The sequence below is a fragment of the Nocardiopsis trehalosi NBRC 14201 genome, assembly GCF_001552555.1.
Classification (GTDB): domain Bacteria; phylum Actinomycetota; class Actinomycetes; order Streptosporangiales; family Streptosporangiaceae; genus Nocardiopsis_B; species Nocardiopsis_B trehalosi.
This window is the reverse complement of sequence record NZ_BCRK01000025.1, coordinates 1-19,549: the sequence shown is the minus strand read 5'-3', so window position 1 is coordinate 19,549 and position 19,549 is coordinate 1. Positions and strand designations below refer to the sequence as shown.

The 19,549-nt window shown below is 74.9% G+C and carries 23 protein-coding genes; 22 read left to right on the top strand and 1 reads right to left on the bottom strand.

Translation table 11 applies throughout. The features are described 5' to 3' along the window. Positions 1 to 160 precede the first annotated feature (160 nt). Genes NT8_RS07205 through NT8_RS07195 form a run of 3 tightly spaced genes read left to right on the top strand, consistent with a single transcriptional unit; the run spans position 161 to position 1,714 of the window. A complete protein-coding gene (locus tag NT8_RS07205) occupies positions 161 to 562 on the top strand; it encodes a roadblock/LC7 domain-containing protein (RefSeq protein ID WP_067965558.1) in 402 nt (133 codons plus the stop codon). Positions 563 to 582: 20 nt separating this feature from the next. Continuing rightward, the gene (locus NT8_RS30705) at positions 583 to 1,086 is read left to right on the top strand and encodes a DUF742 domain-containing protein (protein ID WP_245646069.1); all 504 of its coding nucleotides are present in this window, start codon (positions 583 to 585) and stop codon (positions 1,084 to 1,086) included. Positions 1,087 to 1,120: 34 nt separating this feature from the next. Further along, positions 1,121 to 1,714 (top strand): GTP-binding protein, encoded by a 594-nt coding sequence (locus NT8_RS07195; protein ID WP_067965556.1) that lies wholly within the window; start codon positions 1,121 to 1,123, stop codon positions 1,712 to 1,714. Positions 1,715 to 1,777: 63 nt separating this feature from the next. Here the strand turns inward: NT8_RS07195 and NT8_RS07190 are convergent, their stop codons facing one another. Beyond that, positions 1,778 to 2,449 (bottom strand): cyclase family protein, encoded by a 672-nt coding sequence (locus tag NT8_RS07190; RefSeq protein ID WP_067965555.1) that lies wholly within the window; start codon positions 2,447 to 2,449, stop codon positions 1,778 to 1,780. Between the two features lie 177 nt (positions 2,450 to 2,626). Between NT8_RS07190 and NT8_RS07185 the strand changes: the two genes are divergently transcribed. From NT8_RS07185 to NT8_RS07095, 19 genes are all read left to right on the top strand, one after another. Further along, positions 2,627 to 4,291 carry a DUF885 domain-containing protein gene (locus NT8_RS07185; RefSeq protein ID WP_157515591.1) on the top strand — a complete coding sequence of 555 codons (1,665 nt, stop codon included), beginning with the start codon at positions 2,627 to 2,629 and terminating at the stop codon, positions 4,289 to 4,291. 185 nt (positions 4,292 to 4,476) lie between these two features. Beyond that, entirely contained in the window at positions 4,477 to 5,247 is a 771-nt protein-coding gene (locus NT8_RS07180; RefSeq protein ID WP_067965551.1) for a TerC family protein, read from the top strand. Between the two features lie 88 nt (positions 5,248 to 5,335). Continuing rightward, positions 5,336 to 5,905 carry an HIT family protein gene (locus NT8_RS07175; RefSeq protein ID WP_157515588.1) on the top strand — a complete coding sequence of 190 codons (570 nt, stop codon included), beginning with the start codon at positions 5,336 to 5,338 and terminating at the stop codon, positions 5,903 to 5,905. An 18-nt stretch (positions 5,906 to 5,923) separates the two neighbouring features. Further along, positions 5,924 to 6,307: a thiol-disulfide oxidoreductase DCC family protein gene (locus NT8_RS07170; protein WP_067965549.1), complete on the top strand. Its 384-nt coding sequence runs from the start codon at positions 5,924 to 5,926 to the stop codon at positions 6,305 to 6,307. A gap of 76 nt (positions 6,308 to 6,383) precedes the next feature. Then, positions 6,384 to 7,013 (top strand): phosphatidylinositol phosphate synthase, encoded by a 630-nt coding sequence (gene pgsA, locus NT8_RS30375; RefSeq protein ID WP_067965547.1) that lies wholly within the window; start codon positions 6,384 to 6,386, stop codon positions 7,011 to 7,013. Next, positions 7,010 to 7,948, top strand: a complete 939-nt coding sequence (locus NT8_RS30370) for a phosphatidylinositol mannoside acyltransferase (protein WP_245646068.1) — start codon at positions 7,010 to 7,012, stop codon at positions 7,946 to 7,948. The genes pgsA and NT8_RS30370 overlap by 4 nt, the downstream gene beginning before the upstream one ends. Before the next feature lie 4 nt (positions 7,949 to 7,952). Continuing rightward, positions 7,953 to 9,101, top strand: coding sequence for a glycosyltransferase family 4 protein (locus tag NT8_RS07155; RefSeq protein ID WP_067965545.1), 1,149 nt, complete (start codon positions 7,953 to 7,955; stop codon positions 9,099 to 9,101). A 15-nt stretch (positions 9,102 to 9,116) separates the two neighbouring features. Further along, entirely contained in the window at positions 9,117 to 9,632 is a 516-nt protein-coding gene (locus NT8_RS07150) for a hypothetical protein (protein WP_157515590.1), read from the top strand. A 242-nt stretch (positions 9,633 to 9,874) separates the two neighbouring features. After that, a complete protein-coding gene (pdxS, locus tag NT8_RS07145) occupies positions 9,875 to 10,786 on the top strand; it encodes a pyridoxal 5'-phosphate synthase lyase subunit PdxS (protein WP_067965597.1) in 912 nt (303 codons plus the stop codon). A gap of 88 nt (positions 10,787 to 10,874) precedes the next feature. After that, positions 10,875 to 11,483: a pyridoxal 5'-phosphate synthase glutaminase subunit PdxT gene (pdxT, locus tag NT8_RS07140; protein WP_067965543.1), complete on the top strand. Its 609-nt coding sequence runs from the start codon at positions 10,875 to 10,877 to the stop codon at positions 11,481 to 11,483. Continuing rightward, positions 11,480 to 12,229, top strand: a complete 750-nt coding sequence (locus tag NT8_RS07135; protein WP_067965542.1) for a YebC/PmpR family DNA-binding transcriptional regulator — start codon at positions 11,480 to 11,482, stop codon at positions 12,227 to 12,229. Before pdxT ends, NT8_RS07135 begins: the two co-directional genes overlap by 4 nt. Positions 12,230 to 12,375: 146 nt before the next feature. Further along, positions 12,376 to 12,891, top strand: a complete 516-nt coding sequence (locus tag NT8_RS07130) for a DUF4282 domain-containing protein (RefSeq protein WP_067965540.1) — start codon at positions 12,376 to 12,378, stop codon at positions 12,889 to 12,891. A gap of 120 nt (positions 12,892 to 13,011) precedes the next feature. Then, positions 13,012 to 13,599 carry a crossover junction endodeoxyribonuclease RuvC gene (ruvC, locus tag NT8_RS07125; RefSeq protein ID WP_067965539.1) on the top strand — a complete coding sequence of 196 codons (588 nt, stop codon included), beginning with the start codon at positions 13,012 to 13,014 and terminating at the stop codon, positions 13,597 to 13,599. After that, on the top strand, positions 13,596 to 14,204 hold the full coding sequence (gene ruvA / locus NT8_RS07120) for a Holliday junction branch migration protein RuvA (RefSeq protein WP_067965536.1): 609 nt from the start codon (positions 13,596 to 13,598) through the stop codon (positions 14,202 to 14,204). The genes ruvC and ruvA overlap by 4 nt, the downstream gene beginning before the upstream one ends. 19 nt (positions 14,205 to 14,223) lie before the next feature. Further along, positions 14,224 to 15,315: a Holliday junction branch migration DNA helicase RuvB gene (gene ruvB / locus NT8_RS07115; RefSeq protein ID WP_067965534.1), complete on the top strand. Its 1,092-nt coding sequence runs from the start codon at positions 14,224 to 14,226 to the stop codon at positions 15,313 to 15,315. A 155-nt stretch (positions 15,316 to 15,470) separates the two neighbouring features. Beyond that, positions 15,471 to 15,860 (top strand): preprotein translocase subunit YajC, encoded by a 390-nt coding sequence (gene yajC / locus NT8_RS07110; protein ID WP_067965533.1) that lies wholly within the window; start codon positions 15,471 to 15,473, stop codon positions 15,858 to 15,860. Between the two features lie 103 nt (positions 15,861 to 15,963). Continuing rightward, entirely contained in the window at positions 15,964 to 16,494 is a 531-nt protein-coding gene (locus NT8_RS07105) for an adenine phosphoribosyltransferase (protein WP_067965531.1), read from the top strand. Positions 16,495 to 16,983: 489 nt separating this feature from the next. Continuing rightward, positions 16,984 to 19,164 carry a RelA/SpoT family protein gene (locus tag NT8_RS07100; protein ID WP_067965529.1) on the top strand — a complete coding sequence of 727 codons (2,181 nt, stop codon included), beginning with the start codon at positions 16,984 to 16,986 and terminating at the stop codon, positions 19,162 to 19,164. 44 nt (positions 19,165 to 19,208) lie between these two features. Then, positions 19,209 to 19,538 carry a cupin domain-containing protein gene (locus NT8_RS07095; protein ID WP_067965595.1) on the top strand — a complete coding sequence of 110 codons (330 nt, stop codon included), beginning with the start codon at positions 19,209 to 19,211 and terminating at the stop codon, positions 19,536 to 19,538. Positions 19,539 to 19,549: the final 11 nt, after the last annotated feature.

Below are 19,549 nucleotides of genomic sequence, written 5' to 3'. Positions count from 1 at the left end.
CCCTGCGGGCAGGGCGGCCGTAGATCACGGATGAGCCATCAATTAGCATCATCCGCACTTCTCGCGACATTCAACCCCATAAGGTCACTATGAACACTCGGCCGACGGCCGCCCCCCACGCGGAAGGCCGACGTTCAGGCTGGGACGGACTGGAGAGCAGATGAATCAACCGGTGAACGAGCTCAACTGGCTGATCACTGACTTCGCGAACCGCGTACCGGATGTCGCGCACGCGATCGTCGTGTCATCGGACGGGCTGCCCCTGGCCGCCTCGGCCGGGTTCCCGGCGGACCGGGCCGACCAGCTGGCGGCCATCGCCTCCGGACTGTCCAGCCTGACCCAGGGCGCCGCCCGCGTCTTCGAGGGCGGCGCCGTCGCGCAGACCGTCGTCGAGATGGAGCGCGGCCTGCTGCTCATCATGTCCATCAGCGACGGCTCGTGCCTCGCGGTGCTCGCCGCCGCGGAGTGCGACCTGGGCCTGGTCGCCTATGAGATGACCCTGCTCGTCGAGCGGGCGGGGCGGGCGCTGACTCCGGCGGCGCGCACCTCGGGTATCCACTGATCCCCACCCCACAGGAGGAAGTGGTGGCACCTCACAGCAGAGATGCCGGGAGCGCCTCGTGGTTCGGACAGCAGCACCCCGGGGGCGCCCCGAGGGCGCTCGCGGACGGTCCGGGCGGCGGGGACGCTCCACGTCCCCCCCAGCAACCAGTCGACCCACCATCCCGGCCGGCGGCGGCCAACAACGCCCCCAGCTCGCTGGTCCGGCCGTACGCTGTCACACGGGGCCGCACGAAGCCGAAGTCGCAGTTGCCGCTGGAGGCGCTGATCTCCTCGACGACGACGGCCCACAGCGAGACGGGGTCGCTGACCCCCGAGTGCCAGGCCATCAGCGACCTGTGCCGCGAATGGCGCTCGGTCGCCGAGGTCTCCGCGCTGCTGCGGATCCCGCTCGGCGTGGCACGCGTGCTCGTGGCGGACATGTCAGAGCAGGGCCTGGTGCAGATCAGGTCCTCGCTCAATGTCGACAGCCGGCCCAATGCCAACCTTCTTGAAAGGGTGCTCAGTGGACTTCGCAAGCTCTAGCGCGGCCGACGAGGGCGGTGCTGTGGCGAGTGCGATGACGTCGGTCAAGATCGTCGTCGCCGGAGGCTTCGGGGTCGGTAAGACGACCTTCGTGGGCTCCGTGTCCGAGATCGTGCCGCTGACCACCGAGGCGGTCATGACCAGCGCGAGCGTCGGGGTCGACGACCTCGCCAAGACGCCGGACAAGCAGACCACCACCGTCGCCATGGACTTCGGGCGGGTCTCCCTCGACTCCGACCTGATCCTCTACCTCTTCGGTACGCCCGGCCAGCACCGGTTCTGGTTCATGTGGGACGACCTGGTCAAGGGCGCCATCGGCGCCGTGGTCCTGGTCGACACCCGCCGCCTCGCCGACTGCTTCCCGGCGATCGACTACTTCGAGGAGGCGCGGCTGCCGTTCGTCGTCGCCATCAACGGCTTCGACGGGTACTACCCGCACGCCGCCGCCGAGGTGCGCGACGCGCTCACCCTCAGCCCGGAGATCCCGATCGTGCAGGTCGACGCCCGCGACCGGACCTCCACCAAGGCCACCCTCATCACCCTGGTCGAGCACGCCATCACGGTGGGCGACCCCGGCGGCGGCGCCGGCCAGCCGACCTCCACCGGAGGCCAGAGCTCCTGGCGCTAGGCCGTGCTCCCGGCGCCCGCAGCCCGGGAGCACGGTCCGGCCCGCCCCCGAGGGGGCCGCGCGTCAGTCCGCCGCCCAGTGCAGCGCGACGGCGCGCACCGGCGCACCGTCGCCGCTGTCCAGCCGCAGCGGGAACGCGCTGAACCACGGGTCGGGGAAGTCCAGCAGCTCCAGCCGGCACAGGTTCTCGATGATCGTGCCGCCGGCCCCCAGCACCGTCGTGTGCGCGGCCCAGTCGCCCGCCGGGTGCCCCCCGTGCGGGGTGGGGTCGGGGCTGAGGGTGTCGACCCCCACGGTGCGCACGCCGCTGTCGACCAGCAGCCGCGCGGCGTCGCCGGCCAGGTAGGGGTGGTCGAAGTACCGCCCGGTGCCGTAGTACGCCGCCCACCCGGTGCGCACCAGCACCACCGCCCCCGGGCGGAACCGGTCGCGCCACGGCGCGAGGTCGGCGGCGGTCACGGGGGAGCGGTCGGGGCGCCCGGTGGCGTCGACCACCACGGCCGGACCCGTGAACAGCTCCAGCGGCAGCTCGTCCAGCCGGGCGCCGTCGGGCAGGAAGTGGTACGGGGCGTCCGCGTGCGTCCCGCTGTGCGAGCCCATGCGCACCTCGGTCGAGCGGTACCCGTCGCCGTCCAGCGTCGACGACGGGGCCAGGGCCGGGGCCGGATCCCCCGGATAGGGCTGCGTGGCCGGGCCCACCGGCCGGCTCAGATCGACGACGCGGTGCACGCGCACGGGGTCCTCCCGGGGTCTCGGCGGCTGTCACCGCCTGCATACCACGCGCCGCCCGGACCGGCCGGCTCGCCGTCCGGGAGTGCGGCGCACGCGCCCGGCAGGGCAAGATGGGTGGGGATGAGTGCCACACCCGATCCCGACAGCGGCGGCCGCGGACCCGACCCGGGCGCCAACGCCATGACCGACCGGTTCCACGACGCGGGCGAACGCATCCTCGACGCGCTGCTGGAGGACGCGCCCGAGTGGGCCGGCGGCCTCGGCGACCACCGGTTCGCCGACCGCCTGGCCGACCGCTCGGCCGGGGCCGACGCCCGCCGCGCCGCCCTGCTCACCGACGCGCTCGGCGCCCTGGACGAGATCGACGACCTGCTGCTGCCGACCGCCGACCGGGTCGACCTGGAGCTGCTGCGCAACCGCGTCTCGGCCGACCTGTGGCGGCTCACCGAACTGCGCCCGCACACCTGGGACCCGCTCGACCAGCTGCCCTCCGCCGCCTTCGACGCACTCGTCTCCCGCGCCGCCCTGCCCCTGGAGGAGCGCCTGCGCGCCCTCGCCGCGCGCTGCGCCGCCCTGCCCGACCACCTCGCCACCGCGCGCGCCCGCCTCGAGGAAGGGCCCGGCATGCCGCGGGTCCACGTCGAGACCGCCGTCGACCGGGCGCACGGCCTGGCCGCGCTGCTCGGCGCCGACGTCGACGCGCTGCTGGAGCGCGCCCCCGGCCTGCGCGCCGAGGTCGCCCCGGCCCGCGCCGCCGCGGTCGCCGCCGTCGAGGAGCACGCCGCCTGGCTGGCGGCCCGCCGCGACCGCGCAACGGGCGACCCCCGCCTCGGCGCCCGCGCCTACGCCGCCCAGCTCTGGTACACCCTCGACTCCGAGTTGTCCGAGGACGTCCTGCTGACCCGCGCCGAGAGCGACCTCCTCGCCACCGAGGAGGAGATCGCCGAGGCCGCGGCCGCCTACGAGGGCCGGCCCCGCCGCCCCGGGCAGGTGCGCGAGGTGCTCGACCGCGTCGCCGCCGAGCACGCCACCACGGCCGCCACCCTCCGGCCCGCCTGCGAGGCCGCACTGGAGCACCTCCACGCGCGCGTGCGCGAGGTCGACTTCGCCACCCCGCCGGACCGGCCCGTGCGCATCATCGAGATGCCGGCCTCGCGCCGCGGCCTGGCGGTCGCCTACTGCGATCCGCCCGGCCCGCTCGCCCCGCCCGGGGACGAGCCCACGCTGGTCGCCGTCGCGCCGCCCCCCGACTCCTGGCCCGCCGCCCGCCGCGCCTCGTTCTACCGCGAGTACAACGCCGCCATGCTGCGCAACCTCATGGTCCACGAGGCGCTGCCCGGCCACGCCCTGCAGTCCGCGCACGCCGCCGGCCACACCGGCCCCACCCGCATCCGCCGCGCCCTGGGCAGCGGCACCTTCGTGGAGGGCTGGGCGGTCTACGCCGAGGACGCCATGGCCGGCCTCGGGTGGGCCGACGGCGCCGACCGCGACGACCGGCTGCTGCGCCTGGTCCGGCTCAAGTCCCGGCTGCGCGTCGTCATCAACGCCGTCCTGGACGTGCGCGTGCACGCCCACGGCATGACCGAGGCCGAGGCCATGGCGCTGCTCGTGGAGCGCGGCCACCAGGAGGAGGGCGAGGCCGTGGGCAAGTGGCGCCGCGCCCGGCTCACCAGCGCGCAGCTGTCCACCTACTACGTCGGCTACCGCGAGATGAGCGACCTCGCCCGCGACCTCGCGGCGGCCCGGCCCGGTGCCCGCCGCCGCGACCTGCACGACGCCCTGCTCGCCCACGGCGCGCCGCCACCGCGCCACCTGCGCACCCTCCTCGGCCTCGGCCGCGCGTGACGCGCCGGCCGGCCGCGGCGCCGGGAACCCCGGCGGCCCGCGAAACGTCGTACCCCGCGACCGGGCGGACGCCCCGGTCGCGGGCCCGGGCCCGCGCGCCGACCCGGCGCACCCCCGGCACGACCCGACCCTCTCGACCCCGGGGCGCCCCCGCCCCGCTTCCACCCCGGAGCTGACCCACCCCCATGGCCACGGACCTCATCGTCGGATTCCTGACGCTCACAGCGCTGGAGATCGTCCTCGGGATCGACAACCTCGTCTTCATCTCGATCCTGGCGAGCAAGCTGCCCGAGCACCAGCGCGACCGCGCCCGCAAGCTCGGCATCGCCCTCGCGCTGATCACCCGCCTGCTGCTGCTGGCGTCCATCACCTGGATCATGCGGCTCACCGCGCCGCTGTTCACCCTGTTCGGCCACGACTTCAGCGGCCAGTCGCTGATCCTGCTCATCGGCGGCCTCTTCCTCATCGCCAAGGCCACCTACGAGATCCACGAGAGCCTGGAGGGCGAGGAGGACCACGCCGGCTCCAAGGTGCGCGCCGCCTTCGGCGCCGTGGTCGTGCAGATCGTCGCCCTCGACATCGTGTTCTCGCTCGACTCGGTCATCACCGCCGTCGGCATGATCGGCGACCAGCCCAACGGCATCTGGGCGATGGTCGCGGCCGTCGTCATCGCGGTCATCGTCATGCTCGTGTCGGCCGGACCGCTGAGCCGCTTCGTGAACAACCACCCGACCGTCAAGATGCTCGCCCTCGCGTTCCTGCTGCTCATCGGCATGACGCTGGTGGCCGACGGCCTCGGGTTCCACGTGCCGAAGGGCTACATCTACACCGCCATGGGCTTCTCGCTGTTCGTCGAGATCCTCAACCTGCTCGTCCGCCGCAGGCGGAAGGCGCAGCCGGTCAAGCTGAACAGCCGCTACGCCGAGTCCGGCGCGGAGTCCACCGACGCCGCCTGACCCCGACGCGCCGCACCGTCCGCGCCGTCCCGTGTCACCCGGGGCGGCGCGGACTCCTATGCTGGGAGGTGCGAGCGGAAGGGGCGGCATGACCGAGCAGGACGACGTGGCCGGCGCCGAACGGGGGGCACCCGGGGCACCCGGCGACCCCGACGGGTTCGACCGGCTGTGGACTCCGCACCGCATGGCCTACATCAAGGGCGAGGACCGGCCCGCCGGGCCCGCGGCCGACGACGGCTGCCCGTTCTGCCGCGCCCCCGGCCTGGCCGACGACGACGGCCTGGTGGTGGCGCGCGGCCGCACCGCCTACGCGGTCCTCAACCGCTACCCCTACAACAGCGGCCACCTGCTCGTCTGCCCCTACCGGCACGTCGCCGACTACACCGCGCTCGACCCCGCCGAGACCGCCGAGGTCGCCGCCCTCACCCAGGCCGGCATCGCGGCGCTGGGCGCCGCCTCGGCACCGCAGGGGTTCAACGTCGGCATGAACCTCGGCGCCCCCGCGGGCGCCGGCATCGCCGCCCACCTGCACCAGCACATCGTCCCCCGCTGGGGCGGCGACACCAACTTCATGCCCGTCATCGGGCGCACCAAGGTCCTGCCGGAACTGCTGCGCCGGACGCGCGAGGCGCTGGCCGCGGCCTGGCCCGAGCCCTGAGCCGACCCGGAGGCGAGCATGCCCAGCACCGACCCCCGCGGACCCGTCCTCGTGTTCGACGGCGACTGCGCCTTCTGCAGCTCCAGCGTCGCGTTCGCCCGGCGCCGCATCGCGCCCGACGTCACCGCGGTGCCCTGGCAGTTCACCGACCTCTCCCCGGCCGCGCGCGCCCGCGCCCAGACCGAGGTGCTGCTGCTCCACCCCGACGGCCGCCGCGTCTGGGGCGGGATCGACGCGGTCGCCGTCCTGCTGCTCGCCCACCCGCTGTGGGCGCCCCTGGGGTCGCTGCTCCGCCGCAACCCCGGCCGCGCCGCCGGCGCCGCCGCCTACCGCTGGGTGGCCCGGCACCGGCACCGCATGCCGGGCGGCACCCCCGCCTGCCGCCTCGGCCCGCCCATGTGACACCCGCCGCGCCCCGCCGCCCGGCGGAGCGCCGCACCCCCGCCGCGGACCGCCCGTCCTACGATGTCGAAGGATCATGCTGAGATACCTGCGTCCCTGGCTCGCCCGGCTCATGCTGCCCGTGGGGCGGCTGCTGTCCCGGCTCGGCATCACGCCGAGCATGGTCACCCTCGCCGGCGCCGCCGGGGTGGTCGCCAGCGCGCTGTACTTCTACCCGCGCGGGGAGCTGTACGGCGGCTCGGTGGCCGTCACCGTCTTCGTCCTGTTCGACATGCTCGACGGCGCGGTCGCCCGCGCCTCGGGCACCGCCACCCGCTGGGGGGCCTTCCTCGACTCCACGCTCGACCGGCTCTCCGACGCCGCCGTCTTCAGCGGGCTGCTGCTGTGGTTCATGAACGGGGGCCACGACCCCGTCCTCGCCGGGGTCACCCTGTTCTGCCTGGTGGGCGGGTTCGGGGTGTCCTACATCAAGGCGCGCGCCGAGGGGCTGGGCGCCAACTGCGACGTCGGCATCGCCGAGCGGTCCGAGCGCACGATCATCGTCCTGGTGGCCGTGGGCCTGGGCGGCCTGGGCGTGCCCTACGTGCTGGAGGCCGGCCTGTGGATCCTCGCCCTGCTGTGCGCCGTGACCATCGTGCAGCGGCTGGTCGAGACCCGCGCCCGGCTCACCGAGCCGCGCCCCGTCGGCGACACCGGGGCGGCGTGACCGTGGGCGGCGGTGCGGGGGAGCGGGTCGCGGCGGCGGCGTACGCCCTGGGCTGGACGGTGCTGGGCGCCGTCCCCGAGCGCGCCGGGCGGCGGGTGTTCGACCGCATCGCCGACCGCGCGTGGCGCCGCCGCACCGCCGGGGTGCGCCGGCTGGAGGCCAACCTGCGCCGGGTCGCCGGCCCGGACGCCACCCCCGCGCAGATCCGTGCGTTGTCGCGCGCGGGCATGCGCTCCTACCTGCGGTACTTCTACGAGATGTTCCGGTTGTCGAGCACCCCGGCCGCCGTGCTCACCGCTCGCACCGAGTGCGCCGGCATCGAGGTCATCGAGGCGCACCTGGCGGCGGGGCGCGGCGTGGTCGCCGCGCTGCCGCACATGGGCAACTGGGACCAGGCGGGCGCCTGGGCGGCGCTGCGCGGGCTGGCGCCGACCACGGTCGCCGAACGGCTCCGGCCCGCGAGCGTGTTCGACCGGTTCGTGGCGTTCCGCGAGGGGCTGGGTATGGAGGTGCTGCCGCTCACCGGCAACGGGGGCGGCACGGTCGGCCGCCTCGCCCGGCGGCTGCGCGAGGGCGGCCTGGTGTGCCTGCTCGCCGACCGCGACCTCACCGGCTCCGGGGTCGAGGTCGACCTCTTCGGCGAGCCCGCCCGGCTGCCGGCCGGCCCGGCCGCCCTGGCGCTGCGCACCGGCGCCGCGCTGCTGCCGGTGTCGCTGTGGTTCGAGGGCGAGCGGCTGCGCATGCGCGTGCACGACGAGATCCCGCCGCCGCCCGGCGGCGACCAGGCGGCCCGGGTGCTCGCCATGACCCGCCGGCTCGCCGAGGTCTTCGAGGACGCCATCGCCGCCCACCCCGAGGACTGGCACATGCTCCAGCGGGTCTTCACCGCCGACCTCGGCGGTCCCGGTGCGCCGCCCGCGCGCGCGGAGGGCTGAGGCGATGCGCGTCGGCCTGGTCTGCCCCTACACCTGGGACGTCCCCGGCGGGGTCCAGCAGCACATCGGCGACCTCGCCGAGGCGCTGATCGCCCTCGGCCACGAGGTGTCCGTGCTCGCCCCGTGCGAGGACGCCGCGGCGGCGCCGCCCTACCTGGTCTCCGCCGGGCGGGCGCTGCCCGTCCCCTACAACGGGTCGGTGGCGCGGCTGACGTTCGGCTTCCGCGCGGCCGCCCGGGTGCGCGCCTGGATCCGCGACGGCCGGTTCGACCTGCTGCACGTCCACGAACCCGCCGCGCCCAGCCTGTCGCTGCTCGCCTGCTGGGTGGCCGAGGGGCCCATCGTCGCGACCTTCCACACCGCCAACCCCCGCTCGCGCGCCATGGCCGTCTCCGCGGCCGCGCTGCGCACCGCGCTGGAGAAGATCATCGCCCGCATCGCGGTCTCCGAGGCCGCCCGCACCACCCTGGTCGAGCACCTCGGCGGCGACGCCGTGCTCATCCCCAACGGGGTGGCCGTGCACCGCTACGCCGAGGCCGAACCGCTGCCCGGCTGGCCCGGCGACGGCGGCGCCATCGGCTTCCTCGGCCGGCTGGACGAGCCGCGCAAGGGGCTGCCCGTGCTCTTGGACGCGTTCGCCCGGCTGGCCCCGGAGCGCCCGGGGCTGCGGCTGCTCGTGGCCGGCCCCGGCGACGCCGACGAGGCCCGCGGCCGCGTCCCCGCCGACCTGCGCGACCGGGTGGTCGCCCTCGGCCGGGTCGACGAGGCCGACAAGGTCCGCGCCTACCACTCGGTGGACGTGTTCTGCGCGCCCAACACCGGCGGCGAGAGCTTCGGCATCGTCCTGACCGAGGCGATGTCGGCCGGGGCCGCGATCCTGGCCAGCGACATCCCCGCCTTCCGCCGCGTCCTGGCCGACGGGGCGGCCGGCGAGCTGTTCGCGGTCGGCGACCCCGGCGACCTCGCCCGCGCCGCCGCCCGGCTGCTGGACGACCCCGCCCGGCGGGCGGACCTGTCGGCGGCGGCCCGCGCGGCCGTGCGGGCCTACGACTGGCGGACCGTGGCCACCGAGGTGGTCCGCGTCTACGAGACCGTGCTGCCCGCGGGCGCGGCCACCGGGCCGGTCACGGCCGGCCGCCGCGAAGGGGTCTGAGCCGCCGTGGCCGACCTGATCGCCGTGCTCACCGCCGTCCTGGCGCTGCTCCTGCTGCTGTCGGGCTACGCGTCCTGGCGCGCCTCGCGGCTGGACCGGCTGCACCTGCGGGTGGAGGGGGCGGCGGCGGCGCTCGACGCCGCCCTGGCCCGCCGCGCCGCGGCGGCGCTGGAACTGGCCGCGGCCCCCGGTCTCGACCCCGAGGCGGCGGCCCGCCTGGGCGACGCGGCGGCGGCCCCGCTGCGCATCACCGACCGCCGCGAACGGGAGCTGGCCGAGAGCGCCCTGTCGCGCGTGCTGCGCGCGACCGCGGCCGCCCCCGGGGCGCCGGCCGGCCCGCGCGCCGAGGCCGAGGCCGCCGCCACGCGCGTGTACCTGGCCCGGCGCTTCTACAACGACGCCGTCGCCACCACCCGCGAGGCCCGCGCCGGCCGCCTGGTGCGGGCGCTGCGCCTGGCCGGCCGGGCGCCGCTGCCGGACTTCTTCGAGATGGACGACCGGCCTCCGGAGTCCGCCGGTCCGGCCCGCTGAGCCCGCCCGCCGGAAGAATCCGCCGCCCGGAGGCGTTGTCCCGGGGGAGAGCCCCGTGCCGCGCCGGTGCGACGGAGTGCACCGAAGCCGCGGCCCCTGACGCCGAAATGTCCCGAAAAGGGCGCGTGGGGGTGATCTACCATGGTGCCGGGGGCGTCCGGCCGCACCCGGCCGCACCCCGAACATCCCGTCCCCCGCGCAACGAGGCCCGCCTCGCATCCGAAGACTTGGAGTCCGCCACCGTGACCAACACCGCTGAGAACTCGACCGCGAGCACGGTCGGCACCACCCGCGTCAAGCGCGGCATGGCCGAGCAGCTCAAGAACGGCGTGATCATGGACGTGGTCACCCCCGAGCAGGCCAAGATCGCCGAGGACGCCGGAGCCGTCGCGGTCATGGCGCTGGAGCGGGTGCCCGCCGACATCCGCAAGGACGGCGGCGTGGCGCGCATGTCCGACCCCGACATGATCGACGGCATCGTCGAGGCCGTCTCCATCCCCGTCATGGCCAAGGTCCGCATCGGCCACTTCGTCGAGGCCCAGGTGCTGGAGTCCCTCGGCGTCGACTTCATCGACGAGTCCGAGGTCCTCACCCCCGCCGACGAGGCCTACCACATCGACAAGTGGGCGTTCACCGTCCCCTTCGTCTGCGGCGCCACCAACATCGGCGAGGCCCTGCGCCGCATCGCCGAGGGCGCGGCCATGATCCGCTCCAAGGGCGAGGCCGGCACCGGCAACGTGGTCGAGGCCACCCGGCACATGCGCTCCATCCGCTCCGAGATCAAGCGCCTGGGCACCCTGGACGAGCCCGAGCTGTACGGCGCCGCCAAGGAGATGCGCGCCCCCTTCGACGTCGTCAAGGAGGTCGCCCGCCTCGGCAAGCTGCCCGTCCCGCTGTTCTCCGCGGGCGGCGTGGCCACCCCGGCCGACGCCGCGCTCATGCGCCAGCTCGGCGCCGAGAGCGTGTTCGTGGGCTCCGGCATCTTCAAGTCCGGCGACCCCGCCAAGCGCGCCGACGCCATCGTCCAGGCCACCCTGCACTACAACGACCCCGAGGTCATCGCCAAGGTCTCCCGCGGCCTCGGCGAGGCCATGGTCGGGATCAACCTCGACGAGCTGCCGGACGGCCAGCGCTACGCCGGCCGCGGCTGGTAGCCGGCCGGGCGCGGGGCGGCCCGCCCGCCCCGCGCCCCCGCGGGCCGCTCCGCACCCTCCCGCACGCCCCACGAAGCGAGGTCCCCCGTTGTCCGCCACACCCACCATCGGCGTGCTCGCCCTCCAGGGCGACACCGAAGAGCACCTCGCCGTCCTGCGCGGCCTCGGGGTCGACGCCGTGCCGGTGCTGCGGCCCGGCGACCTGGACGACGTGCACGGCATCGTCCTGCCGGGCGGCGAGTCCACCACCATGTCCAAGCTCGCCGTGCGCTACGAGCTGATGGAGCCGCTGCGCAAGCACGTCCGCGAAGGGATGCCCGCCTACGGCACCTGCGCCGGCATGATCCTGCTCGCCGACCGCATCGTGGACGGCGCCGCCGGCCAGGAGACCGTCGGCGGCATCGACATGACCGTGCGGCGCAACGCCTTCGGCCGCCAGACCGAGTCCTTCGAGGGCCCCGTCGCCGTCGACGGCGTCGACGGCCCGCCGTTCGACGCCGTGTTCATCCGCGCCCCCTGGGTCGAGGAGACCGGCCCCGACGTGCGCGTGCTCGGACAGGTCGCCCACGGGGACCGGGCCGGTAGGATCGTCGCGGTACGACAGGGGGGGCTGCTGGCCACCTCATTCCATCCCGAACTCACCGGGGACCCGCGTATCCACCGACTCTTCGTCGACATGGTGAAAGGACAGGCATGAGCGGCCACTCCAAGTGGGCCACCACCAAGCACAAGAAAGCCGTCATCGACGCCAAGCGCGGCAAGCTGTTCGCCAAGCTGATCAAGAACGTCGAGGTGGCCGCGCGCACCGGCGGTGGGGACCCCGACGGCAACCCGACCCTCTTCGACGCCATCCAGAAGGCGCGCAAGAACTCCGTCCCGCTCGACAACATCGAGCGCGCCCGCAAGCGCGGGTCCGGCGAGGAGGCCGGCGGCGCCGAGTGGCAGACCATCATGTACGAGGGCTACGCCCCCGGCGGCGTCGCGCTCCTGGTCGAGTGCCTCACCGACAACCGCAACCGCGCGGCCTCCGAGGTCCGCGTGGCGGTCACCCGCAACGGCGGCTCCATGGCCGACGCCGGATCGGTGTCCTACCTCTTCAACCGCAAGGGCGTGGTGATCGTCCCCAAGGAGGGCACCACCGAGGACGACGTCACCCTCGCGGTCCTGGAGGCCGGCGCCGAGGACGTCAACGACCTCGGCGAGGCGTTCGAGGTCGTCTGCGAGTCCACCGACCTCGTCCAGGTGCGCACCGCCCTGCAGGAGGCCGGCATCGACTACGAGTCCGCCGAGAGCAGCTTCCTGCCCAGCATGGAGGTCCCGCTGGGCGAGGACGACGCCAAGAAGGTCCTCCGCGTGGTCGACGCCCTGGAGGACTCCGACGACGTGCAGAACGTCTTCACCAACGCCGACATCCCCGACGACATCATGGAGAAGATCGGCTGACCGGCCCCGCCGCGTCCTTTCGCCTCGGGCCCCGCTGCGCGCAGCGGGGCCCGAGGCGTGCCCGGCCCCGTCCACCGCCGGTCGATAGGGTGGGCGCGGCCGCGCCGCGGCGGCCGACCGATCCCCCGACCCCAGGGAAGGCCGACATGACCACCCCCGGCGACAACCCCTACGACTCGCGCCCCGACCCGGGCGGCTGGACCCCGCCCCCGCAGCAGCACCCGGGCGGCCACCCGTCCGGCGGCGGGTACCCGGGCGCCCCCCACCCCGACGCCGCCCACGCGGCCCACGGCGGCTCCGCGCCCCCGCCGCCCGGCGCCGGCCACGCCGCCCCCTCGGGCGGCACCGCGCCCCGCCCCGGCGGCGACTCCCTCGCCGGCGCCGTCTTCGACCTCAACTTCCGCCGGCTCGCCACCCCGCGCCTGCTCACCGCGCTCTACGTGCTCTTCCTCGTCCTCATCGGCGTGATGGCCCTCAGCGGCGTCGTCAGTGCCTTCGGCATGATGGCCGTCAGCCCGATCGCCGGACTCCTCGCCCTGATCGGCTCCCTGGTCGGCGGCGCCGTGTCCGTGCTGGTCGTGCGGGTCGCCCTGGAGGCGCTCATCGTGCTGTTCCGCCTCGGCGACGACATCGGCGCCATGCGCCGCCGCAGCGGCGCCTGACCCCCGCCCCGTGCCGGGCCGCATGTCGGTCGGCGCACCGTCCCCGCACACCGGTAGGCTCGGGGACTGCGAACGGGCGTTCGAGGCCCGGCGCGGACCGGGGCGAGGGAGAGGAACGGCGTGCGAGTTCTGGGCATCGACCCCGGGCTGACCCGCTGCGGGGTCGGCGTGGTCGACGGCGCCGTCGGGCGGCCCCTGACCCTGGTGGCCGCGGGCGTGGTGCGCACCCCCGCCGGCGACGACCTCGCCCGGCGCCTCCTTGAGGTCGAACGCGGCGTCGAGGAGTGGCTCGACACCCACCGGCCCGACGCCGTCGCCGTCGAGCGCGTCTTCGCCCAGCACAACGTCAGCACCGTCATCGGCACCGCCCAGGCCAGCGCCGTCGCGCTCACCTGCGCCGCCCGCCGGGGCCTGCCCACCGCCCTGCACACCCCCAGCGAGGTCAAGGCCGCCGTCACCGGCAGCGGCCGTGCCGAGAAACCGCAGGTGCAGGCCATGGTCGCCCGGCTGCTGCGGCTGGCCGCCGCGCCCCGCCCCGCCGACGCGGCCGACGCCGTCGCCCTCGCCATCTGCCACATCTGGCGCGGCGGCGCCCAGGACCGGGTCGCCCGCGCCAAGCAGGAGTTCGCCCGCAAGGTCGAACTCGCCCGCCGCGACCGGCCGGCGGCCCCCCGCCGGCCCCAGCAGGAAGAGGTGACCGAGGCGTGATCGCGTTCCTCACCGGGCGGGTGGCCGCCCGCGGCACCGGCACCGCCGTGCTCGACGTCGGCGGCGTCGGCATGACCGTGCAGTGCACCCCCGCCACCCTGGCGCGGCTGCGCGTCGGCGACACCGCCACCGTCCCCACCTCCCTGGTGGTCCGCGAGGACGCGCTCACCCTGTTCGGCTTCGCCGACGACGACGAGCGCGACGTCTTCGAGCGGCTGCAGACCGCCAGCGGGGTCGGCCCCCGCCTCGCCCTGGCCATGCTCGCCGTGCACAGCCCCGACACCCTGCGGTCCGCCGTCGCCGCCGAGGACACCGCCGCCCTCACCCGCGTGCCCGGCATCGGCCGCAAGGGCGCCCAGCGCATCGTGCTGGAACTGCGCGACAAGCTCGGCGCCCCCCTCGGCACCGACCCCGGCGTCACCGACACCGCCCCCGCCGCGGCCGCCGCCGACTGGCGCGCCCAGGTGGTGTCCGGCCTGGTCAACCTCGGCTGGTCGGCGCGCGACGCCGAGTCCGCCGCCGACGCCGTCGCCCCCGAGGCCGGCGACGGCCCCGACGTCGCCACCCTGCTCCGCAGCGCCCTGCGCAAGCTGAGCCGCGCCTGAGAGGAGCCGCACCCCCGCCATGACGACCCCCGAACACGACCGCGACCTGGTGTCGGCCGACGCCGACGCCGACGAACGCGCCGTCGAGGGCGCGCTGCGCCCGCGGCGGCTGGAGGACTTCGTCGGCCAGGAGCGCGTCCGCGAGCAGCTCCAACTGGTGCTGCGCGGCGCCCAGCGGCGCGGCCGCGCCCCCGACCACATCCTCATGTCCGGCGGCCCCGGCCTGGGCAAGACCACGCTCGCCATGATCATCGCCGCCGAGCTGGGCGCCCCGCTGCGCATCACCTCCGGGCCCGCCATCGAGCGCTCCGGCGACCTCGCCGCCGTGCTGTCCACGCTCCAGGAGGGCGAGGTCCTCTTCCTGGACGAGATCCACCGCATGGCGCGGCCCGCCGAGGAGATGCTCTACGTCGCCATGGAGGACTTCCGGGTCGACGTCGTCGTGGGCAAGGGCCCCGGGGCCACCGCCATCCCGCTCGACGTCGCCCCGTTCACCCTGGTCGGCGCCACCACCCGGGCCGGCCTGCTCCCCGCGCCGCTGCGCGACCGGTTCGGGTTCACCGCGCACATGGACTTCTACCGGGCCGACGAGCTGGAGCTGATCCTGCGCCGGTCCGCCGGTCTGCTCGGCGCCGACCTCGACGACGCCGCCGCCGCCGAGATCGCCGGCCGCTCCCGGGGCACCCCCCGCATCGCCAACCGGCTGCTGCGCCGCGTCCGCGACTACGCCGAGGTCCGCTCCGACGGCCGGCTCACCCTGGCCGCCGCCCGCGCCGCCCTGGAGCTGTACGAGGTCGACGGCCAGGGCCTGGACCGGCTCGACCGGGCCGTCCTCGGCGCCCTGCTGCGGCGCTTCCGCGGCGGGCCCGTCGGGCTGTCCACGCTCGCGGTGTCGGTGGGGGAGGAGCCCGAGACCGTCGAGGTCGTCGCCGAGCCGTTCCTGGTCCGCGCCGGGTTCATCGCCCGCACCCCGCGCGGCCGGGTGGCCACCCCCGAGGCGTGGGAGCACCTGGGCCTCACTCCGCCGCCCGACGCCGCGTTCGGCGCCGGCGCCACCGCCGCGGCGACCGCGTCCGCGCCCGCCGCCCCCGCCGATCCGGGGCCCGCCTAGCACCCGCGTAAGCTGGGTGGTGCGGTTCACCCCGCCCCGGTCACCGGCCCGGGGAACACACGGCCGGGCCCGCTCGTTGGACCGGGACGTGCCGGCGCCACAGCCGCGCGGACGTGGCACCGGCCACGAGACACCCGTCAGGAAGGAACAGCCCAGTGCAGGGCACTTACACACTCGCGGACGCCGCGGCGCAGTCGGGCGGAGCCTCGCTCCTCCAGCCGATCATGATGATCCTGCTGATCGGCGTCGTCTTCTGGCTGCTGTTCCTCCGTCCGCAGAAGAAGATGCGCGAGCGCGAGTCGCAGATGCAGTCGCGCCTGCAGCCCGGCGTCGAGGTGCTGACCAAGGCCGGCTTCTACGCCACCGTCGTGGACGTGCGCGAGAACGAGGTCGAGCTGGAGATCTCCCCGGGTTCGCGCATCCGCATGCTCAAGGCCGGCGTCGGCGACGTCGTCACGCCGCAGGAGCCCGCCGCCGACGACACCCCGGTCGAGGACCGCCCCGACTTCGGGCGCGACGACAACAAGGACGACGGCCCCAAGTAGGCCCGCCGCAGCACCCGTACCGGTCCCGCCGCGCGGGGCCGGTACCGCCGTGCCCGCCCCCCGCCCCCGACCCCGTCCCACCCCGCCGAAACGAGCCGCCCCCGTGTCCCACGACCTCCCCGACCTGATCGCCAAGGGCATCCGCGACATCCCGGACTTCCCGCGGCCCGGCGTGATGTTCAAGGACATCACCCCGCTGCTGGCCGACCCCGAGGGGTTCGCGGCCGTCGTGGCGGCCATCGCCGAGCGCCACGCCGGCGACCGCGTCGACGCCGTCGCCGGCCTGGAGGCGCGCGGGTTCATCCTCGCCGCGCCGGTCGCCCTCGCCCTGGGCGCCGCCTTCGTGCCCGTGCGCAAAGCCGGGAAACTGCCCGCGCGGACCCTGAGCGCGTCCTATGATCTGGAGTACGGCACCGCGACGGTCGAGATGCACGCCGACGCGCTCCCCGCGGGCGGCCGCGTCCTCGTCGTCGACGACGTCCTCGCCACCGGGGGCACCGCACGGGCCGCGGTGGACCTGGTGCGCAGGGCGGGTGGTAACGTCGTGGGATTCTCGGTCCTGCTGGAACTCGGCTTCCTCAAGGGCCGCGAGAAGCTGACCGATGTCGAGCTGCACGCGCTCAGCGTGGTCTGACGTGCGGGCACGGCCCCCGGGGCCGGCCATCCCTCCGCTCTGACGTGCGGCGATGCCCACGGACGTTACACTTGCGGGCATACCGGACTGCAGCGCCGCGTTGGTACAGGTGAGCCGAACGTTCACGACGCAGGCGTGACCGTGCGGGCCGCGGGTGGAACCCCCTCCGGCGCGACGGACGCGTCAACCGCGGGAGGGATGTCCATGCCAGGCGATGCGGTCTCCACCGAGGCGGTCTCCGCCCTGCCGGACGCCCAGGCCGCGGGGGGCACGGCCGGCTGTCGCGAGGGCGCCGCCGCGTCCGCGGCGCCCGCCCCGCCCCCGGCCCCCGGCCCGCCGGCGGTCCCGGACCCACCGGCCGCCGCCCCCGCCGCCCCCTCAGGTGAGGATGCTCATGAACGGCCCGCCTCCGCCGACCGGCCCGCCCCGTCCTCTACGGTGCGAGTACGCCGTCGGCTCGCCCGCCTCGGCGCCCAGCGGGGGGTGACCATGAACCCGGTGCTCGAACCACTCGTCAAGACCGTGCGCGCGACGCACCCCAAGGTCGACGTCCGGCTCCTCGAACGCGCCTACGACGTCGCCGCGCACCACCACCGGCACCAGAAGCGCAAGAGCGGCGACCCCTACATCACCCACCCCCTGGCGGTCGCCACCATCCTCGCCGAACTCGGTATGCAGGAGCCCACACTCGCCGCGGCCCTGCTGCACGACACCGTCGAGGACACCTCCTACACGCTGGACCAGCTGCGCGCCGACTTCGGCGACGAGATCGCCGAGCTGGTCGACGGCGTCACCAAGCTCGACAAGGTCAAGTACGGCGAGGCCACCCAGGCCGAGACCGTCCGCAAGATGGTCGTCGCGATGTCCCGCGACATCAAGGTCCTCGTCATCAAGCTCTGCGACCGGCTGCACAACATGCGCACCCTGCGCTACCTGCCGCAGGCCAAACGCGAGAAGAAGGCCCGCGAGACCCTGGAGATCTTCGCCCCGCTGGCGCACCGGCTGGGCATGAACACCATCAAGTGGGAGCTGGAGGACCTCGCGTTCGCCACGCTCTACCCCAAGCGGTTCGACGAGATCGCCCGGCTGGTCTCCGAGCGCGCCCCCCGCCGCGACGTCTACCTGCAGGACGTGATCGAGGCGGTCTCGGCCGACCTGCGCGAGGCCCGGATCAAGGCCACCGTCCGGGGCCGGCCCAAGCACTACTACTCGATCTACCAGAAGATGATCGCCCGCAACTGCGGCTTCGACGAGATCTACGACCTCGTCGCGGTGCGGGTCCTCGTCGACAGCGTCCGCGACTGCTACGCGGCGCTGGGCACCATCCACGCGCGGTGGAACCCGGTACCGGGGCGGTTCAAGGACTACATCGCGATGCCCAAGTTCAACATGTACCAGTCGCTGCACACCACCGTCATCGGCCCGTCGGGCAACCCGGTGGAGCTGCAGATCCGCACCCGGGCCATGCACCGCCGGGCCGAGTACGGCATCGCCGCGCACTGGAAGTACAAGGAGGACCGCGGCAGCGGCAAGGAGGGGCGCGCCGAGGGCCGCTCCAAGGGCGCCGGCGACATGGCGTGGCTGCGCCAGCTCATCGACTGGCAGCAGGAGACCAAGGACCCCGGCGAGTTCCTGGAGTCCCTGCGGTTCGACCTGTCCGTGCAGGAGGTCTTCGTCTTCACCCCGCAGGGCGACGTCATCTCCCTGCCGCAGGGCGCCACCGCCGTCGACTTCGCCTACGCCGTGCACACCGAGGTCGGGCACCGCACCGTCGGCGCCCGCGTCAACGGCCGGCTGGTCGCCCTCGAGAGCGAGCTGCACAACGGCGAGACCGTCGAGATCCTCACCTCCAAGGCGCTCGACGCCGGGCCCAGCCGCGACTGGCTCAACTTCGTCAAGAGCGCGCGGGCCCGCAACAAGATCCGGCAGTGGTTCACCAAGGAGCGCCGCGACGCCGCCATTGAGCAGGGCAAGGACGCCATCGCCCGCGTGATGCGCAAGCAGGAGCTGCCCATCAAGCGGCTGTTCAGCGGCGAGGCGCTCATCGCGCTCGCCCGCGACCTGCGCTACGGCGACGTCGACTCCCTCTACGCCGCCGTCGGCGAGGGCCACATCGGCCCGCAGAACATCGTGCAGAAGCTCGTCGACTCCCTCGGCGGCATCGAGAGCGCCGAGGAGGACATCGCCGAGTCCTCCCTGCCGTCGCCGTCGCGGCCCCGCCCGGCCGGCAACCCCGGCGTGGTGGTCGAAGGCGACCCCGACGTGTGGGTGCGGCTGTCCAAGTGCTGCACCCCCGTCCCCGGCGACCCCATCGTCGGGTTCGTCACCCGCGGCAACGGGGTGTCGGTGCACCGCGCCGACTGCGTCAACACCCGCGCGCTCGACCCCGAGCGCATGGTCGACGTCGAGTGGCAGCCCACCGAGGACTCCATGTTCCTGGTGGCCCTCCAGGTCGAGGCGCTCGACCGCGCCCGGCTGCTGTCCGACATCACCCGGGTGCTGTCCGACCAGCACGTCAACATCCTGTCCGCCACCGTGCAGACCAGCCGGGACCGGGTGGCCACCAGCCGGTTCACCTTCGAGATGGCCGACCCCACCCACCTCGGGCACGTCCTCAAGGCGGTGCGCGGGGTCGACGGCGTCTACGACGTCTACCGGATGCGCAGCTGACCCCGGCGGGTTGCCCCGCGCCGCCGCGGGTAGTGCCCGCCACCATGAAGAAGTTCTCGCTCGACACGCTCGTCCGCAAACACCAGGAGGCGGCCGCCGCCGCGCCCGCCGGGCGCAGCGCCGAGACGTTCTACGGCGGCCACGAACGCACCCTGCGCCAGACCCTCATCGCGCTCACCGAGGGCAGCGCCCTGTCCGAGCACCCCAACCCGGGCGAGGCGACGGTCCTGGTGCTGCGCGGCCGGGTCCGGCTGGCCGCCGGCGACGACCACTGGGACGGCCGCGCCCACGACCTGCTCGTGGTCCCCGAGGCGCCGCACTCCCTCACCGCGCTGGAGGACGCCGTGGTCGTCCTCACCGTCGCCAAGCACTAGGTCGTGTTTGT

What these genes read in the sequence shown, in the direction of transcription:
- NT8_RS07155 (WP_067965545.1), top strand. Translation starts at nt 7,953, where the DNA reads ATGCGCGTCGGCCTGGTCTGCCCCTACACCTGGGACGTCCCCGGCGGG.
- NT8_RS07170 (WP_067965549.1), top strand. Translation starts at nt 5,924, where the DNA reads ATGCCCAGCACCGACCCCCGCGGACCCGTCCTCGTGTTCGACGGCGAC.
- NT8_RS07175 (WP_157515588.1), top strand. Translation starts at nt 5,336, where the DNA reads ATGACCGAGCAGGACGACGTGGCCGGCGCCGAACGGGGGGCACCCGGG.
- NT8_RS07195 (WP_067965556.1), top strand. Translation starts at nt 1,121, where the DNA reads ATGACGTCGGTCAAGATCGTCGTCGCCGGAGGCTTCGGGGTCGGTAAG.
- NT8_RS07180 (WP_067965551.1), top strand. Translation starts at nt 4,477, where the DNA reads ATGGCCACGGACCTCATCGTCGGATTCCTGACGCTCACAGCGCTGGAG.
- pgsA (WP_067965547.1), top strand. Translation starts at nt 6,384, where the DNA reads ATGCTGAGATACCTGCGTCCCTGGCTCGCCCGGCTCATGCTGCCCGTG.
- ruvB (WP_067965534.1), top strand. Translation starts at nt 14,224, where the DNA reads ATGACGACCCCCGAACACGACCGCGACCTGGTGTCGGCCGACGCCGAC.
- NT8_RS07100 (WP_067965529.1), top strand. Translation starts at nt 16,984, where the DNA reads ATGAACCCGGTGCTCGAACCACTCGTCAAGACCGTGCGCGCGACGCAC.
- NT8_RS07095 (WP_067965595.1), top strand. Translation starts at nt 19,209, where the DNA reads ATGAAGAAGTTCTCGCTCGACACGCTCGTCCGCAAACACCAGGAGGCG.
- NT8_RS07185 (WP_157515591.1), top strand. Translation starts at nt 2,627, where the DNA reads ATGACCGACCGGTTCCACGACGCGGGCGAACGCATCCTCGACGCGCTG.
- NT8_RS07135 (WP_067965542.1), top strand. Translation starts at nt 11,480, where the DNA reads ATGAGCGGCCACTCCAAGTGGGCCACCACCAAGCACAAGAAAGCCGTC.
- NT8_RS07130 (WP_067965540.1), top strand. Translation starts at nt 12,376, where the DNA reads ATGACCACCCCCGGCGACAACCCCTACGACTCGCGCCCCGACCCGGGC.
- NT8_RS07205 (WP_067965558.1), top strand. Translation starts at nt 161, where the DNA reads ATGAATCAACCGGTGAACGAGCTCAACTGGCTGATCACTGACTTCGCG.